This window comes from Kocuria oceani, assembly GCF_029524215.1.
Lineage (GTDB): Bacteria > Actinomycetota > Actinomycetes > Actinomycetales > Micrococcaceae > Kocuria > Kocuria oceani.
This window is the reverse complement of the sequence record NZ_JARAMH010000005.1, coordinates 148,427-163,059: the sequence shown is the minus strand read 5'-3', so window position 1 is coordinate 163,059 and position 14,633 is coordinate 148,427. Positions and strand designations below refer to the sequence as shown.

Here is a 14,633-nt window from a genome sequence, read left to right as displayed (position 1 = left end):
CGTCAGTCGTCCGCGCCGCCCCACTGCAGGGGGAACACCTCGAAGGAGCTCGCGAGCGGCACCCCGGCCCGTTCGCCCACGGCCTGCGCGTTGCCGCGCAGGAACGCGTCCGGGTCGAAGTCGGCCCAGCCCAGGCCGTCCAGGTACGCCTGGTGGGCGCGCAGGGACGCCACACCGGTGTCGAAGTCGTCCGTGACGTCCACGGCGTGCCGTGCCTGCGGGGAGCCTGCGGCCCACACGGCCACGACCCCCGGCCACGGCGCCAGCCCGGACTCGACCTGCTCCGGGAAGATCCACCGGTTGCCGGCATCGCGGGCGGCGTCCAGGGTGGCGCGGCCCACCGCGATGTGGTCGGCCTGGTTGAGGTTCGTGGCGCCGTCCCAGGTGTCGCGGAAGTTGTTGGTGACCACGACGTCCGGCCGGTGCCGGCGGACCACCTCGGCGATCCGGCGGCGCAGCGCCACCCCGTACTCCAGGACTCCGTCCGGGAGGCGCAGGAACTCGACCTCGTCCACGCCCACCACCCGGCAGGACTCCCGCTGCTCGTCCTCACGCAGCGGGCCCGCCTCCGGCGGGGCCATCCCGTCGATCCCGGCCTCCCCGCTGGTCACCAGGCAGTAGACCACGTCCTTGCCCTGGCCGGTCCACCGGGCCACGGCGGCCGCGGCGCCGAACTCCATGTCGTCCGGGTGGGCGACCACCACGAGGGCGCGGTCCCAGTTCTCGGGCAGGGCGGTGAGCGGCGTCTCGGTCATGGTGCCCATCATGGCCCGCCCGGCGCCGACCGGCAACGGCCGTCCGGCCGCCGCGGCGCTCAGCCGGCGACGGACCCGGCGGTCACCACGGACAGCTCCTCCGTCCGGGCGTCCTGCGGCGGCGCCGGTGCCGCGGCCCCGGCCGGGCGCGCGCCCCGGTCCCGGGCCGCGCCGACGAGCTGCCACAGGGCGTAGCCGAACAGGGCCGCGGCGACCAGCACGACCCCGCCGCGCTTCTGCTCCGCGTCCAGCAGCGTGGCGGCGTGACCGGCCCAGGGCACGTGGTACTTCACCACGCCGCGCAGCTGGGTGGCGGTGACCGGCTCCGCGTCCGGGGCGGCGTTGGCGTCGCCCTGCGTCGTGAAGCTGCGCCGGCCCTCACCGTCCACCGCGACGGCCACGATCCGGTGGGTGACGAGGGTGTCGTCGTCGGGGCGGGGCATGAACGTCACGACGTCCCCGGTGCTCAACCGCGCGGCGCCGCCCTCGCCCTCGAGGGGCTCGACGACGACCTGGCTACCGGTCGGGACGGTCGGCTCCATCGAGCCGGAGAGCACCGTCAGGGGCACCCAGCCCAGGGCCAGGGGCACGACGACGACGGCCAGCAGCAGCGCGGACACCGCGGCCAGGAGCACGACGAGCAGCGGGTGGAGGGCCTTGCGGACCATGGCGGTCATGACGGGAGTCCTTCACAGTCGATGTTGTCGCTGGCGCCGGCGATCTTGATCGTCCAGGCGTAGGCGCTGTCCACGTGATGACCGGTCCCGGGTCCGAGCACGGCCCGGACGAGGGCCTCGTACTCCTGGTTCTTCTCGTACCCCGCGATCCGCCGAAGGTCCGTGGCCGTCAGCGGGATGTCCCGCGTGGCGGCGCCCGGCACTCGCTTGACCAGCGTGGGTGCTCCGGTGCTGCCTCTGGGGCGCACCAGGACCTGCCACTCCGTGACGGCCGGAGCGCCGGACGCGCCGCTCCAGGTCCACCGCAGGGCCGCCGTGTTGTCGGCCGCCCGGCACTGCGCCGCATCCGCCGGCACCGGGGGCATGGGCGCGGTCACGGGCGGGAGATCCACCGTGAACGGCATGGTCCACGAGCGGGTCGCCGACCAGGAGCCCCCGTCGAGGGTGGTCGCCTCCACCTGGGTGACCACCTGCAGGGGCCGCCCGGCCAGGAGGCGCAGCGCGTCATCGGCGACGTCGTCCGTGGACACCGTCAGGCACAGCTTCGCGGGCCGGTCCCGCTCGAGGGGTGCCCGGGTGCTCCCCGGGACGGCCACCGCGGCGGACCCGCCCGGCGCGACGGCGGCCCAGGTCGCCGGGGACTCCGGGGCGCTGCAGTCCGTGCCGGTGCGGTAGGCGAGGCGCAGGCCGGCCGGCGGGGCCACGGGTGCCCCGCCGTCGAGGACAGAGATCTGCACCGGCCGGTACCGGATCCCGAACCCGGAGGCGTTGGTCAGGGTCGCCGAGCTCCCGGTCCCGGCGACGTCGAACCCGACCACGCCCACGGTGAGGGCGGGCACCTCGGCCTGCCCGGCGGCGGACCAGCGCGCACGGGTGGCGCCGTTCGGCGTCGTGAGCACGACGACGACCAGCAGGAGGAGGACGGCGAGCGCATAGGCCGCGGGGGTGCGGTACTTGCTCATGGGATGCTCCCGGGGGTCAGTTCTGGACGAGGGCGACCGTCAGCGGGCCCGGCGCGAGGGCCGTGCCCTGTGCCGACGGATCGGCGGGGACGTCGTAGGAGACGGTGATGTCGTAGACGGCGCCGTCCTGGGCCGCGGTCACGGTCCAGGCGGATGGGCCGGGACCGGGGGACAGGGGCGCCGTGCCGGGGGCCGGCGCCAGCTCCACGCGCGGGGCGACCGCGCCGCCGGCCGGCCCTCCGGGGTCGACCGTGAGGGTCGCGGTGAGGTTCGTGCCCGCGAGGTCGAGGTGCGCGCGGGTCGTGACGACGACCGTGTCGCCGGGCGCCAGCGCCGGAACGGCGTCCGGGGACCCGGTGAGGTCGGTGGTCCCGCGCTGCACGGCGCCGGTCGCCGGGTCGAAGTCGGTGTGCTCGAGGGCCGTCCGCGCCGGCTCGAGCACCAGGCCGAGGTTGCCGGTGCTGACGGCCTGCGTCTCGAGCGGGACGGCGTCGGACCACCGTGCCGCCGTGCCCATGCTGTTGCCGAGCAGGGTCAGGGCGAGCAGGGAGGCCGCGGTGGCCGCGAAGGCGCGGCCGGCGGCCGAGGGGCGGGGGCGGACGGGATGTGTCACGGGAGCCTCTGGGGGTGAGACGGAGTCTGTGAGGGTGGGGTCCCCGGTGCGGCGGCGCCGTACCGGGGACCCTGGGGCCGACCGGCCCCTGCGGTCACTGCTGCGTCAGGACGAGCTTGGTGCCGGTCAGCGACGTGTCGGCGTTCTCGCCGAAGCTGTCGGTGGTCTTGTCCGCATCCCAGGTGAACGTCGCGATGGCCTCCACGACGTGCCCGTTGTCGTTCTTGGTGATGGGGTACGAATCCTGAGTGGTCTTCGCCCCGCTGCTGAACGTGACGTCATAGGACACGTAACCGGCCTCGGCGAGCTCATCGATCTCCTTCTGCAGCTCTGCCGGGAACTGCAGCTCCAGAGCGCCTTCGAGGGTGTCCCCCTTCGCAGTCACAGTCGTCGAAGCATGCAGCTCGATGGTGTCGCCCGGAACGATCCGGTAGGTGTCGGGCTCGATCGTCCGGCCGGTCCCATCGGTCCAGAAGACCGTCGGGGTCGACATGGAGAGTTCGCCGGCGGTGATGATGTCGTCGGAGGCGATGGCCTTCTCCTCGGACCACTTGGAGAAGGTGCCGCCGCCGGCGGCGAGGAGACCGACGGCCACGACGCCGGCCAGGACGGCCTTGCCGGTGTGGCGGTTCCTGGCGCCCCGCGCGGGGGACTCGGACGGGAGGTGCTGTGCTGCAGGGGACATGGTTCCGCCTTCGTGCGAGAGGGGTGGGAGGAGAGCTGCGCGGGATCGGTGCGCGGCGCGCGGCATCCGGTGCGGGGCCCGGTGGAGCGGGGGACACCGGCCCCGGGATCAGGGGAGCCGGCGTCCCGGTGCAACGACCGCGCCCGAGGGCGCGGGTCCGCGGGACCGCGGTGGATCGCCGGGCGAACCGCCGGTAGCCCTACCGCCGGATCGCCTTGACACGTCAACTCTAGACAAAAGTCTATGTATTCGAACAGAGTTCGGTTGTCCCCACTTCACCCGACGTTACTGCTGGGTAATGAAGGCGTTCCGGCCGGTCCGGCCCCGGGCCTAGGATGCCGGGGGAGGGCTCCCACCCGGAGGGCCCGGAGCGGAGGACCCCCATGACCCGAGCATCCCAGCGACGCCGGGTGCACCGGTACACGGCCGAGGGCGACGGGGGCGGCCGCGCGGACACCCTGGCCGGGGAGGAGCCCCTGGAGATCCGGCTCCACGGCAGCCCCTTCACCGTCACCATGCGCACCCCAGGGCACGACTTCGACCTCGTGGCCGGCTTCCTCGTCTCCGAGGGCGTCGTCCGGGCGCCGTCCGAGCTCGTGCAGATGGACTACCGCAGCGGCATCGGTCCCGACGGGCAGCGCACCTACAACGTGGTCGACGTCCGGCTCGCCCCGGGGGTCGCCCTGCCGGACACCTCCATGCAGCGGCACGTCTACACGTCGTCGTCGTGCGGGGTCTGCGGCACGGCGTCCATCGAGGCCGTCACCAAGGTCTCCTCCTTCGACCCCGCGGCGGACCCGGTCCGGCTCCCCGTGCCCGGGCTGCTCGCCCTGCCGGACCGGCTGCGCACCGGGCAGAAGCTGTTCGCCACGACCGGCGGCGTCCACGCGGCCGGCCTCTTCCGCTGGCCCGCGGACTCCGCCGGGGCCGGCGACGGTCCGGCCGAGCCGGAGCTGCTGTGCGTGCGCGAGGACGTCGGGCGGCACAACGCCGTGGACAAGGTCGTGGGCTGGGCGCTGCGGGAGGGCCTGCTGCCCCTGCGCGGCACCGTCCTGCAGGTCTCCGGGCGCGCGTCCTTCGAGCTCGTGCAGAAGGCCTCCATGGCCGGTGTCCCCGCGCTCGCGGCGGTCTCGGCGCCCTCCGCCCTCGCGGTCGACCTCGCGGACGAGGTGGGCATCACGCTGCTCGGCTTCAGCCGGGGGACGTCGTTCAACGCCTACGCCCACCGGGAGCGCCTCGTCCCCTGAGCGGGCGGGGGAGCACCCCGGCGCTGGCTACGATGGGGTCATGAAGCCCTTCCTGCTGCTCGCCACCCGCGCCGAGGACGACGTCGCGGACGAGGAGTACGAGACGGTCTGCCGCTTCAGCGGCCTGCAGGAGGGTCTGCTCCACCGGGTCCGCCTGGAGGCCGGGCCCATGCCGCCGATCGACCTCGAGCGCTACTCCGGGGTCATCATCGGCGGCTCCCCGTTCAACTCCTCCGACCCTCCCGAGCTGAAGTCGGAGACGCAGCGGCGCGCCGAGTCGGAAATGCGGGACCTGCTCGACGAGGTCGTCGCCCGGGACTTCCCCTTCCTGGGCGCCTGCTACGGCGTCGGCACCCTCGGCACCCACCAGGGCGGGATCGTGGACCGCACCCGGGGCGAGGAGATCGGCGTCATCGAGGTGACCCTCACCGAGGAGGGGCGGCGGGACCCGCTGCTCCGGGACTTCCCGGGCACCTTCCACGGATTCGTGGGGCACAAGGAGGGCACGCGCACGCTCGCGCCCACCGCCGTCCTGCTGGCCACCGGCACGGGCTGCCCCGTCCAGATGTTCCGGGTCAGGCAGAACCTCTACGCCACCCAGTTCCACCCCGAGCTCGACGCCCCCGCCCTGCTGAACCGGATCGAGGCGTACAAGGAGCACGGCTACTTCCCGGTCGGCGGGGCCGAGGAGGTCAAGGACCGGATCCGCCGGGGCCCGCCCGTGACCGAGCCGGCGAAGCTGCTCGCGGCGTTCGTGGACCGCTACGCGCGCTGAGCCCCGGACGGGTCCGCCCCCGGAACTGCCGCGTGTCCGCGGGGCGCCGGGGCCGATAGCGTAGGGACATGACCATGCGCGCCGCCCCGTGGAGCCCGGGCCCTCTCGACGACCACCGCCCGGAGCCCGCCCCCCGGGTCCTGCCGTACCACCGCCTGGCCCACGCCGACCCCGAGCACCGGTGGTGGAAGCCCCTCGTGGAGCTGCTGCTCTTCGGCGCCTTCTACCTGGTGCTGACGGTCGTCTTCGGCATCGTGTGGGCCGTCGGCCTGATGGCGGTGCGCGGGGAGGAGGCCATGGACGACCTCGTCCTCGACGCCACGGCCCTGGACATCATGGACCCGGCGATCTTCTTCATGCTCTTCTTCTCCCTGGTGCTCATGATCCCCGCGCTGCTGGCGGCCCGGGCGATCATGGGCCCCCGCCCCATCGGGCTGCTGCTGTCGGTCACCGGGCGGCTGCGCTGGGGCTTCCTGGCCCGCTGCCTGCTCGTGGCGCTGGGGATCTACGCGCTCGGCCACGCGGCCGCGCTCCTGCTGGAGCTGGCGACGCTCGGGGCGCCGCCCCCGCCCCGGCCGGTCGAGGGCTTCTGGTGGCTGATCGCGATGATCGTGCTCGTGGTGCCGCTGCAGTGCGCGGCCGAGGAGCTCGTCTTCCGCGGCTACCTGCTCCAGACCGTCGGCCGCTGGCTGCGCCGGCCCGTGTTCGCCATCCTCCTGCCGGTGCCGCTGTTCACCTTCGGGCACCTGTACGACGTCTGGGGCCTGCTGGCCGTGGCCGTCATGGCGGTCGTCGCCGGGTGGCTGACCTGGCGCACGGGCGGGCTCGAGGCCGCGATCGCGCTGCACGTGGTCAACAACGTGGTGGCGACGCTCTTCGGGGCCTTCGGCCTGGCGGATCCGGACGCCCAGGAGTCCACGGGGCTGGCCCTCGCGCTCTCGGCGGCCATGCAGGTGCTCTTCGCGTGGCTCGTGGTCCGCGCCGCGCGCAAGCACGGGGTGGAGGTCACCCGCACCGTGCGCCCGCCGCGCCCGGCCGTGCTCGGCCCCGGCGCGCCGGCGTGGGGCGGGCCCGGGGCCGGCGCCTGGGTGTGCCCCGGTCCTCCCGCCTGCCCCGGCCACTGGGCCGGTCAGGCTCCCGGGACCGTGCCGCAGCGCCTTCCGTAGACTGACGCCATGGACCCCCGCCGCGCTCCCACCGCCGATCCGCTGTCCACCGCCGAGGACCTCGGCCGCTACGTGCTGGACTCGCCGAGCTCCTTCCACGCGGCCCACGCCGCGGCCGCGCGGCTGGAGGAGGCCGGCTTCACCCGGCTCGACGAGACCGTGGACTGGTCCCGGACCGGCGTGCGCGGGCGGCGCTACGTGCTCCGGGACGGGGCTCTCATCGCGTGGGCCACGCCGGCGGACGTCACCCCGGCGGCGGGCTTCCGGATCCTCGGCGCGCACACCGACTCGCCGGGCTTCAAGCTCAAGCCCCGGCCCACCACCACCGCCCACGGCTGGTACCAGGCGGGCGTGGAGGTCTACGGCGGGCCGCTGCTGAACTCGTGGCTGGACCGCGAGCTGCGCCTGGCCGGGCGGCTGGTGCTGCGCGGCGACGACGGCGCACCGGTCGAGCGGCTCACCGCGACGGGTCCCGTGGCGCGGATCCCGCAGCTGGCCATCCACCTGGACCGCGAGGCCAACAAGGGGTTGCAGCTGGACCGGCAGCAGCACGTGCAGCCGATCTGGGGGGTGGGCAGGCCGGAGGACGCCGACGTCCTGGCGCTGCTGGCCGAGCACGCCGCGGGCGGGCCCGTGGACCCGGCGCGGGTCCTCGGCTACGACGTGGTGCTGGCGGACGCCCAGCCGCCCGCCGTGTTCGGGCACGGCGGGACCCTGCTCGCCTCCGGGCGGCTGGACAACCTCTCCTCCGTGCACGCCGGGCTCAGCGCCCTGCTCCGCGAGGCCGGGGCCGTCGAGGCCGGGCGCCACATCGCGGTGCTCGCCGCCTTCGACCACGAGGAGATCGGCTCCGGCACCCGCTCCGGGGCCGCCGGACCGTTCCTGGAGGACGTGCTGGTGCGCGTCGCCGACGGGCTGGGGCGCACCGCGGCCGAGCACCGCCGGGCGCTGGCCGGGTCCGTGTGCCTGTCCGCCGACGCCGGGCACCTGGTGCACCCCAACTACCAGGGCCACCACGACCCGGTGAACCGGCCCGTCCCCGGGGCGGGTCCGCTGCTGAAGATCAACGCCGACCAGCGCTACGCCACGGACGCCGTGGGCGCCGGGATCTGGGCCGAGGCCTGCGGGCGCGCCGGGGTCGGCTACCAGGAGTTCGTCTCGAACAACCGGGTGCCCTGCGGATCCACGATCGGGCCCCTCACGGCCGCTCGGCTGGGCATCCGCACGATCGACGTCGGGATCGGCCTGCTGTCCATGCACTCGGCCCGGGAGTTGTGCCACGTGGACGACGTCGCGGCCCTCGGCGCCGTCGCCGGGGCCTTCTTCACCGGCTGAGCCGGGCCCCGGTCCGTGGCTGGGCCATGCCCCGGTCACCGCCCGGGGCGGGTCCCGCAGACGCGAGGAGGGGCCGTGCCCGGGTGGCACGGCCCCTCCTCGCGGGCACCGCCCGGGAGCGCATCAGCCCGACAGCGCGCCCACCGCGACCCGCTCGGCCGGGAACTGCGGCATGGCGATGTCGGCCATCCGGGCGAGCACCCGCACCACCTGGCAGGAGTAGCCGAACTCGTTGTCGTACCAGACGTAGAGCACCAGCGAGCTGCCGTTGACGATCGTGGCCAGGCCGTCCACGACGCCCGCCCGGCGGGAGCCGACGAAGTCGGTGGAGACGACCTCCGGGGAGTCGGTGTAGTCGATCTGCTTGCGCAGGGACGAGTTCAGCGAGATGTCCCGCAGGTACCGGTTGACGGCGGCCTCCGACTCCGGTGCCTCCTCGAGCTGGAGGTTCAGGATGGCCATGGAGACGTCCGGGGTGGGCACGCGGATCGCGTTGCCGGTCAGCTTCCCGGCCATCTCCGGCAGGGCCTTGGCCACGGCCTTGGCGGCGCCGGTCTCGGTGATGACCATGTTCAGCGCGGCGGAGCGGCCGCGGCGGTCGCCCTTGTGCCAGTTGTCGATGAGGTTCTGGTCGTTCGTGTAGGAGTGCACCGTCTCGACGTGGCCCTGGGCGATGCCGTACCTGTCGTTGACGACCTTGACCACCGGGGTGATCGCGTTGGTGGTGCAGGACGCGGCGGAGAGGATGGTGTCCTCCGGGGTGATCATGTCGTCGTTGACGCCGCACACGATGTTCTTCAGCTCGCCCTTGCCCGGGGCCGTGAGCAGGACCTTGGCGACGCCCTTGGACTGCAGGTGCTTGGACAGGCCCGCCTCGTCGCGCCACACGCCCGTGTTGTCCACGACGATCGCGTTGTCGATGCCGTAGGCGGTGTAGTCGATCTCGGAGGGGTCGTTCGCGTAGATGAACTTGATCGCCACGCCGTTGGCGGTGATGACCTCGTTCTCCTCGTCGACGTGGATCGTCCCGTCGAACTTCCCGTGCACCGAGTCCCGGCGCAGCAGCGAGGCGCGCTTGACCAGGTCGTTGCCGGGCTTCTTGCGCACCACGACGGCGCGCAGGTTCAGCCCGGTGCCGTCGTTGCGGTTCACCAGGATGCGGGCGAGCAGACGGCCGATGCGGCCGAACCCGTAGAGGACCACGTCCTGGGACTCCGGGAGGTTCTGCGCCTTGCGGTCCACCACCGGGGCGAGCTCCTCGCGCAGGAACGCCTCGAGGTCCTGGTCCGACTCCCGGGCCAGCCGGTTGAGCTTGCCGAGGTCCACCGCGCAGGTGCCGAGGTTGAGCCCGGACATCACCTCGAGCAGGCGGGTGGTGTCCTCCAGCGGAAGCTCCTGGCCGTCGATGCGGCGGGCGAAGCGGTGCGCCTTGAGGATCTGGGTGACGGACTTGTGCACCAGCGAACGGCCGTAGACGGTCGGCACGACCTTGTTCTCGCGGTGCAGGCGGCCGACCAGGGGGACCATGAGCTCGGCGAGGGCCTCGCGGTCGGACCAGCTTTCGGGAGTGCTCAAGAATGACTCTCTTCCTCGGCCGGGGACGTCATCGTGTCCGGCCGTGACAGGCCGCGCCTCGTTGCGCGGTCTCGGGTGCGCGCGCCGCTGCGGGTCGCGCACGGTGCCACCGCCCATTCTAAGGGCACCGCGGCGCCGGGACGGGGCCGCGTTACGGCCCCGGACGCCGGTGCGGCGGGAGCCGCGGGTGCTACCGTGAGGACATGCTGACGGTGATCGGTGAGGCGCTCGTGGACGTGGTCTCGAAGCGCGGACAGGAGCCCCGCGCGCACGCCGGCGGGAGCCCGATGAACGTGGCTGTGGGCCTGGCCCGCCTCGGGCACCGGGTCCAGTTCCTGGGCCGCTACGGCGAGGACGAGTACGGCGCCCAGGTCGAGGCCCACCTGCGGGACAACGGCGTGCTCCTGCCGTTCGAGGCCGACGCCCGGCCGACCTCCGTGGCCGAGGCCGTCATCGGCGACGACGGCGCCGCGACCTACGACTTCCAGCTGGACTGGTCCCTGGACCTCGGCGACGAGCAGCTGGGCGAGCTGCTCCGGGACACCACCCTGCTGCACGTCGGGTCGATCGGCGCGATGCTCGAGCCCGGGGCCTCGAAGGTGCGCCACGCCGTGGAGCTGGCCCAGGCCACCGCGCTCGTCTCCTACGACCCCAACTGCCGGCCGTCCATCATCCCCGACTCCTCGCGGGCCCGGGCGCGAGCCGAGCAGCTCGTGGCCCTCGCCGACGTCGTGAAGGCCTCGGACGAGGACCTGCTGTGGCTCTACCCCCACCGCAGCGTCGAGGAGAGCGCCGCGGCCTGGCTCCGCGCCGGCGCGGAGCTCGTCGTCGTCACCCGCGGCCCCCTGGGGCCCTGGGCCCTCACCCGCGCCACCGGCCCGCGGGGGGCGCAGGTGCCCGCCGCCCCTGCCGAGGTGGTGGACACCGTGGGTGCCGGCGACTCGTTCATGGCCGCGCTGCTGGCCTGGCTGACCGACCACGGCTTCACCGGGGCGCCGGCCCGCGAGCGGCTCGACGACCTCGACGCGGAGCAGGTGGGCGAGCTGCTGCGCTACGCCGCCTCGGCGGCGGGCGTCACGGTCTCGCGCGCCGGCGCCGACCTGCCGCGCGCGGACGAGCTGCCCTCCTCCTGAGCCGCACCGAACCGATCCGTCCGTGCCCGACCGACAGGAGGCCGTCGTGCCCGACCGCGCACCCTCCGCCGGCCCGCGTGCGGCCGGGCCGGCGCCGCGAGGAGCCGTGATCCCGCGCCCGTGACCCCGCCCCTGGAGGTGCCCGGCGACGCGGCACCCGTCAAGCTGATCGCCAGCGACCTGGACGGCACCGTCCTGGGCGACGACTTCCGGTTCCGCCCCCGCACCGTCGAGGCGATCCGGGCCGCCCAGGACGAAGGTCTGCACGTGGTGTTCGTGACGGGCCGCCCCATGCGCTGGCTCGATCCGCTGCGCGACCAGCTGGCGCACCAGGGCGTGGTGATCTGCTCCAACGGCGCGGTGGTCTACGACCTCACCGCCGACGTCGTGGTGGAGTCCAGCCTGTTCCCGGTCTCCGAGGCCTTCGCGGTCATGGAGGAGGTGGCCGCCCGCCATCCCGGCACGCTGTTCGCCGCCGAGACCCTGGACGGCGTCTACACCGACCACGGCTGGGCCCGCACCGACCGCATGGAGATCGGCGCCCCGCGGGTCGGCCCGCTGCGGGAGCGCCTGCCCGCCGGCACGGGCCTCGTGAAGTTCCTCGCCAAGCTGGACTCCGCCGACCCGCAGGAGTACTACCGGGCGCTCACCGACCTGGTGGCCGGACGGCTGTCCGTCACGCACTCGGTCGCGGCCGCCCCGCTCGTGGAGATGGGCCAGCGGGGGCTGACGAAGGCCCGCACCCTTGAGCAGTACGCGGCCGAGCGCGGGATCCTGCCGCACGAGGTCATGGCCTTCGGGGACATGCCCAACGACCTCGAGATGCTGACCTGGGCCGGCCACGGCTACGCGATGGCGAGCGGGCACCCCGCCGTCGCCCGGGCCGTGGGCCGCACGGCCCCGCCCTTCGCGGAGGACGGGGTGGCCCAGGTGATCGAGGCGCTGCTGCACGCCCGCCGACCCGGCGCGTCACGGGCGGGACATTCCGCTACCACGGGGTAACAATGGGGGTGTGACCCCTCCAGCGCGCCGGCGCGACATCCCCGCCGCCCTCGCCCACCGCGGCTTCTCGCGCGAGGGCGCCGAGAACACCCTCGATGCCTTCCGCGCGGCCCGCGACCTCGGCTACGAGTGGATCGAGACCGACGTCAACACGACCGCCGACGGCGTGGTCCTGTCCTTCCACGACGGCACGCTCGACCGCGTCACCGGCGACGCCGGGGAGGTCTCCCGCCTCACGTGGGAGCAGATCCGGTCCCGGCGGGTGGCCGGGGCCGGCGGCATCCCGCGGCTCGCCGACCTGCTCACCGAGCTCCCGGAGCTCAAGCTCAACATCGACGTCAAGGACGAGGCGTCGGTGACCGCCCTGCCCCCACTGCTCCACGCGCTGGGGGCCGTGCACCGGGTGCGGGTGACGTCCTTCTCCGAGAGCCGGCGCCGGCGCACGCTGCGCCGGCTCCACGAGCTCGCCGGGCGGCCCGTGCCCACCTCCTCCGGCCAGGGCGGGATGCGCCTGCTGCTCGTGTGCTCCTGGCTGGGCGGGCCGAGCTGGCGTCTGGCCCGGCGGGCCGCGGCCCGGTGGATCGCGCCCTTCGACACCGTCCAGATCCCGCGGCGCCACCGGCTCCGCGGCGGGGCCCAGCTCGAGCTCGTCACCCCCCGCTTCCTGGACTTCGCCCACCGGCACGGCATCGACGTGCACGTGTGGACGATCAACGACACCGCCGAGATGGCCGAGCTGCTGGAGCTGGGCGTGGACGGGATCGTCACCGACCGCGCCGATCTCCTCGCCGAGCTGCTGGCCGAGCGGGGGCAGTGGCCGCCGTCGGGCGTGTGAGCCATGACACGCCCGGGTGCCGCGTGGCAGGGTGGGGCCATGACCCATACCGCCGCCCCGCCCGCGGACACCGACCAGCACGTCCTCGCCGAGGTCCGCAACGGGACCGGGCACCTCGTGCTCAACCGTCCCCGCCAGCTCAACGCGCTCACCGCGCAGATGTACCACGACCTGAAGGCCGCCCTGGACGCGTGGAAGGACGACGACGCCGTGCACCACGTCCTGGTCACCTCGGCCTCCGCCAAGGCCTGGTGCGCCGGCGGTGACATCCGGCAGGTGCGGGACGCCGTCCGCGAGGGCCGGCTGGAGGCGGCGACGCAGGTCTTCGCCGTGGAGTACGCCCTCGACTGCCTGATCGCGGACTACCCCAAGCCCTACGTGGCGCTCATGAACGGCATCTGCATGGGCGGCGGCATGGGCATCTCCGTGCACGGGTCCCACCGGGTGGTCGGCGGCTCGACCGTCATGGCGATGCCGGAGACGAAGATCGGCTTCTTCACCGACATCGGCGCCTCCTGGTTCCTGCCGCGCGTCTCCCGCCCGGACCGCCGGGGGGAGCCCAGCCTCGCCGTGGGGCGCTGGCTCGCCCTCGGCGGGCAGCGGATCAGCGGCGCGGACGCCGTGGCCCTCGGGCTGGCCGACGTCCTCGTGGCCGACGAGGACTTCCCCGACCTCGCGGCGGCCGTGGTGGAGGAGGGACCCGCCGACGCCCTCGCCCGCTTCGCGCGCGAGCCGGAGCCCTCGCCCGTCGTGGCCCGGTGGGAGCAGATCGAGGACCGCTACGGGGCCCCGACCCTGCAGGAGATCGTCGCCGCAGCCCCCGAGGACCTCACGGGCATGAGCCCGTCCTCGCTGGTGCGCACCTTCGAGCTGCTCGAGCGCGGCGCGGCCGAGGACGGTGTGCGCTCCTGCCTGGAGCGGGAGCTGCGCCTGGCCGCGGACACGATCGCCCGGCCCGACTTCGCGGAGGGCGTGCGCGCGGTGCTCGTGGACAAGGACAACGCCCCGGTGTGGGAGCACGCCTCCGTCGCGGACGTCGACGCCGGCGCGGTCCGGGCCGTGCTCGGCGAGAAGCTCCCGCTGCCGCTCTGACCGGCCCGCCCGGCGCGCTCAGCGGTGGGAGGGGTCCTTGCCGTTGCGGCTGACCACCACGCGCACCGGGCCGGCCGTCCCCCCGGAGCCGGAGGGCCGGTCCACGAAGCGGCGGTAGCCGAGGAACAGGACCAGCACCAGGGACACCGTGACCACCCCGAAGGTGACGAGGGTGTCCTGGGAGATCAGGCTGCGCACCACGCTGTGGAGCAGGGTGAACAGCCCGCCCAGCAGGATGCCGTTGGCCAGCACCGGCCCGCGCCGCTCGACGAGCAGGCCGAGCCCGAGCAGCCCCACGGCCACGACCAGGGTGGCCACGCCCACGTCCCGGCTGTGCCGCATGGACTGCTCCTCCCACTCCTCCCGCTCGACCAGGTGCTCCGCCCACTGCTGCTGCTCCTCCGCGGTGAGCTCCCGGACCTCCTGCGCGGCGACGAGCTCCGGGGACGCCTCCGGCTCCCGGGGCCCGGGGTGGACCGTGCCGACGCCGAGACCCACGAAGAGGGCGATCAGCGCCCCCAGGAAGAGCGCGTAGACCGTTCCCATGGTCCGGGTCTGCGTGCGGTCGCCCATGCGGCGTGCTCCGTCCTCCCGCCGTGCGGGCTGGTTCGTGCGGGGTGGTTCGTGCGGGCCGTCGCCGGCCCCGGGTGCTCGCATTATCGGCCCGACCCGCGGCGATGTCCACGTCCGTCACCTGGCGGGCGGGTCTTCCACCGCGTTGTGCCCCTGCCTACGCTGGGAGCATCCGCTCCGGCGTCCGATCCCCGGTGCACGCGGCACC

General features: G+C 74.3%; 15 protein-coding genes. 8 read left to right on the top strand and 7 right to left on the bottom strand.

The features are described 5' to 3' along the window. Positions 1–2: 2 nt before the first annotated feature. The 5 genes from PU704_RS07665 to PU704_RS07645 all read right to left on the bottom strand — a co-directional run bounded on the left by PU704_RS07665 (position 3) and on the right by PU704_RS07645 (position 3,692). Positions 3–755 (bottom strand): PIG-L deacetylase family protein, encoded by a 753-nt coding sequence (locus PU704_RS07665; RefSeq protein WP_075871219.1) that lies wholly within the window; start codon positions 753–755, stop codon positions 3–5. Positions 756–814: 59 nt separating this feature from the next. Then, positions 815–1,432, bottom strand: a complete 618-nt coding sequence (locus tag PU704_RS07660) for a signal peptidase I (RefSeq protein WP_277550883.1) — start codon at positions 1,430–1,432, stop codon at positions 815–817. After that, a complete protein-coding gene (locus PU704_RS07655; RefSeq protein WP_277550882.1) occupies positions 1,429–2,394 on the bottom strand; it encodes a hypothetical protein in 966 nt (321 codons plus the stop codon). The genes PU704_RS07660 and PU704_RS07655 overlap by 4 nt, the downstream gene beginning before the upstream one ends. Positions 2,395–2,410: 16 nt before the next feature. Next, positions 2,411–3,007 carry a hypothetical protein gene (locus PU704_RS07650; protein WP_277550881.1) on the bottom strand — a complete coding sequence of 199 codons (597 nt, stop codon included), beginning with the start codon at positions 3,005–3,007 and terminating at the stop codon, positions 2,411–2,413. A 94-nt stretch (positions 3,008–3,101) separates the two neighbouring features. After that, positions 3,102–3,692, bottom strand: coding sequence for an alternate-type signal peptide domain-containing protein (locus PU704_RS07645; RefSeq protein WP_277550880.1), 591 nt, complete (start codon positions 3,690–3,692; stop codon positions 3,102–3,104). A gap of 383 nt (positions 3,693–4,075) precedes the next feature. On the opposite strand from PU704_RS07645, the gene fdhD reads away from it, so the two are divergent. The 4 genes from fdhD to PU704_RS07625 all read left to right on the top strand — a co-directional run bounded on the left by fdhD (position 4,076) and on the right by PU704_RS07625 (position 8,215). Beyond that, positions 4,076–4,939, top strand: coding sequence for a formate dehydrogenase accessory sulfurtransferase FdhD (fdhD, locus tag PU704_RS07640; protein WP_277550878.1), 864 nt, complete (start codon positions 4,076–4,078; stop codon positions 4,937–4,939). A 40-nt stretch (positions 4,940–4,979) separates the two neighbouring features. Continuing rightward, positions 4,980–5,714 carry a glutamine amidotransferase gene (locus tag PU704_RS07635; protein ID WP_075871206.1) on the top strand — a complete coding sequence of 245 codons (735 nt, stop codon included), beginning with the start codon at positions 4,980–4,982 and terminating at the stop codon, positions 5,712–5,714. Positions 5,715–5,782: 68 nt separating this feature from the next. Continuing rightward, on the top strand, positions 5,783–6,880 hold the full coding sequence (locus tag PU704_RS07630) for a CPBP family intramembrane glutamic endopeptidase (protein ID WP_277550877.1): 1,098 nt from the start codon (positions 5,783–5,785) through the stop codon (positions 6,878–6,880). A 9-nt stretch (positions 6,881–6,889) separates the two neighbouring features. Continuing rightward, positions 6,890–8,215, top strand: a complete 1,326-nt coding sequence (locus tag PU704_RS07625) for a M18 family aminopeptidase (protein ID WP_075871208.1) — start codon at positions 6,890–6,892, stop codon at positions 8,213–8,215. Positions 8,216–8,338: 123 nt separating this feature from the next. Here PU704_RS07625 and PU704_RS07620 read toward each other — a convergent pair whose 3' ends face one another. Continuing rightward, positions 8,339–9,790, bottom strand: a complete 1,452-nt coding sequence (locus PU704_RS07620) for a glyceraldehyde-3-phosphate dehydrogenase (RefSeq protein ID WP_075871209.1) — start codon at positions 9,788–9,790, stop codon at positions 8,339–8,341. 203 nt (positions 9,791–9,993) lie between these two features. Between PU704_RS07620 and PU704_RS07615 the strand changes: the two genes are divergently transcribed. The 4 genes from PU704_RS07615 (at position 9,994) to PU704_RS07600 (ending at position 13,852) form a co-directional block, all read left to right on the top strand. Then, positions 9,994–10,923 carry a carbohydrate kinase family protein gene (locus tag PU704_RS07615; protein ID WP_047802417.1) on the top strand — a complete coding sequence of 310 codons (930 nt, stop codon included), beginning with the start codon at positions 9,994–9,996 and terminating at the stop codon, positions 10,921–10,923. A gap of 120 nt (positions 10,924–11,043) precedes the next feature. After that, the gene (locus PU704_RS07610; protein WP_238985983.1) at positions 11,044–11,925 is read left to right on the top strand and encodes an HAD family hydrolase; all 882 of its coding nucleotides are present in this window, start codon (positions 11,044–11,046) and stop codon (positions 11,923–11,925) included. 10 nt (positions 11,926–11,935) lie between these two features. After that, positions 11,936–12,760 (top strand): glycerophosphodiester phosphodiesterase family protein, encoded by an 825-nt coding sequence (locus PU704_RS07605; RefSeq protein ID WP_047802418.1) that lies wholly within the window; start codon positions 11,936–11,938, stop codon positions 12,758–12,760. Between the two features lie 39 nt (positions 12,761–12,799). After that, on the top strand, positions 12,800–13,852 hold the full coding sequence (locus tag PU704_RS07600) for an enoyl-CoA hydratase/isomerase family protein (protein ID WP_277550876.1): 1,053 nt from the start codon (positions 12,800–12,802) through the stop codon (positions 13,850–13,852). Between the two features lie 18 nt (positions 13,853–13,870). On the opposite strand, the gene PU704_RS07595 is transcribed toward PU704_RS07600, so the two are convergent. Next, positions 13,871–14,425: a hypothetical protein gene (locus tag PU704_RS07595; protein WP_277550875.1), complete on the bottom strand. Its 555-nt coding sequence runs from the start codon at positions 14,423–14,425 to the stop codon at positions 13,871–13,873. Positions 14,426–14,633: the final 208 nt, after the last annotated feature.

Bases quoted from the DNA above. Each gene is read 5' to 3' on its own strand.
- PU704_RS07665 (WP_075871219.1), bottom strand. From the start codon at position 755: ATGACCGAGACGCCGCTCACCGCCCTGCCCGAGAACTGGGACCGCGCC.
- PU704_RS07660 (WP_277550883.1), bottom strand. From the start codon at position 1,432: ATGACCGCCATGGTCCGCAAGGCCCTCCACCCGCTGCTCGTCGTGCTC.
- PU704_RS07655 (WP_277550882.1), bottom strand. From the start codon at position 2,394: ATGAGCAAGTACCGCACCCCCGCGGCCTATGCGCTCGCCGTCCTCCTC.
- PU704_RS07645 (WP_277550880.1), bottom strand. From the start codon at position 3,692: ATGTCCCCTGCAGCACAGCACCTCCCGTCCGAGTCCCCCGCGCGGGGC.
- fdhD (WP_277550878.1), top strand. From the start codon at position 4,076: ATGACCCGAGCATCCCAGCGACGCCGGGTGCACCGGTACACGGCCGAG.
- PU704_RS07635 (WP_075871206.1), top strand. From the start codon at position 4,980: ATGAAGCCCTTCCTGCTGCTCGCCACCCGCGCCGAGGACGACGTCGCG.
- PU704_RS07630 (WP_277550877.1), top strand. From the start codon at position 5,783: ATGACCATGCGCGCCGCCCCGTGGAGCCCGGGCCCTCTCGACGACCAC.
- PU704_RS07625 (WP_075871208.1), top strand. From the start codon at position 6,890: ATGGACCCCCGCCGCGCTCCCACCGCCGATCCGCTGTCCACCGCCGAG.
- PU704_RS07615 (WP_047802417.1), top strand. From the start codon at position 9,994: ATGCTGACGGTGATCGGTGAGGCGCTCGTGGACGTGGTCTCGAAGCGC.
- PU704_RS07600 (WP_277550876.1), top strand. From the start codon at position 12,800: ATGACCCATACCGCCGCCCCGCCCGCGGACACCGACCAGCACGTCCTC.
- PU704_RS07595 (WP_277550875.1), bottom strand. From the start codon at position 14,425: ATGGGCGACCGCACGCAGACCCGGACCATGGGAACGGTCTACGCGCTC.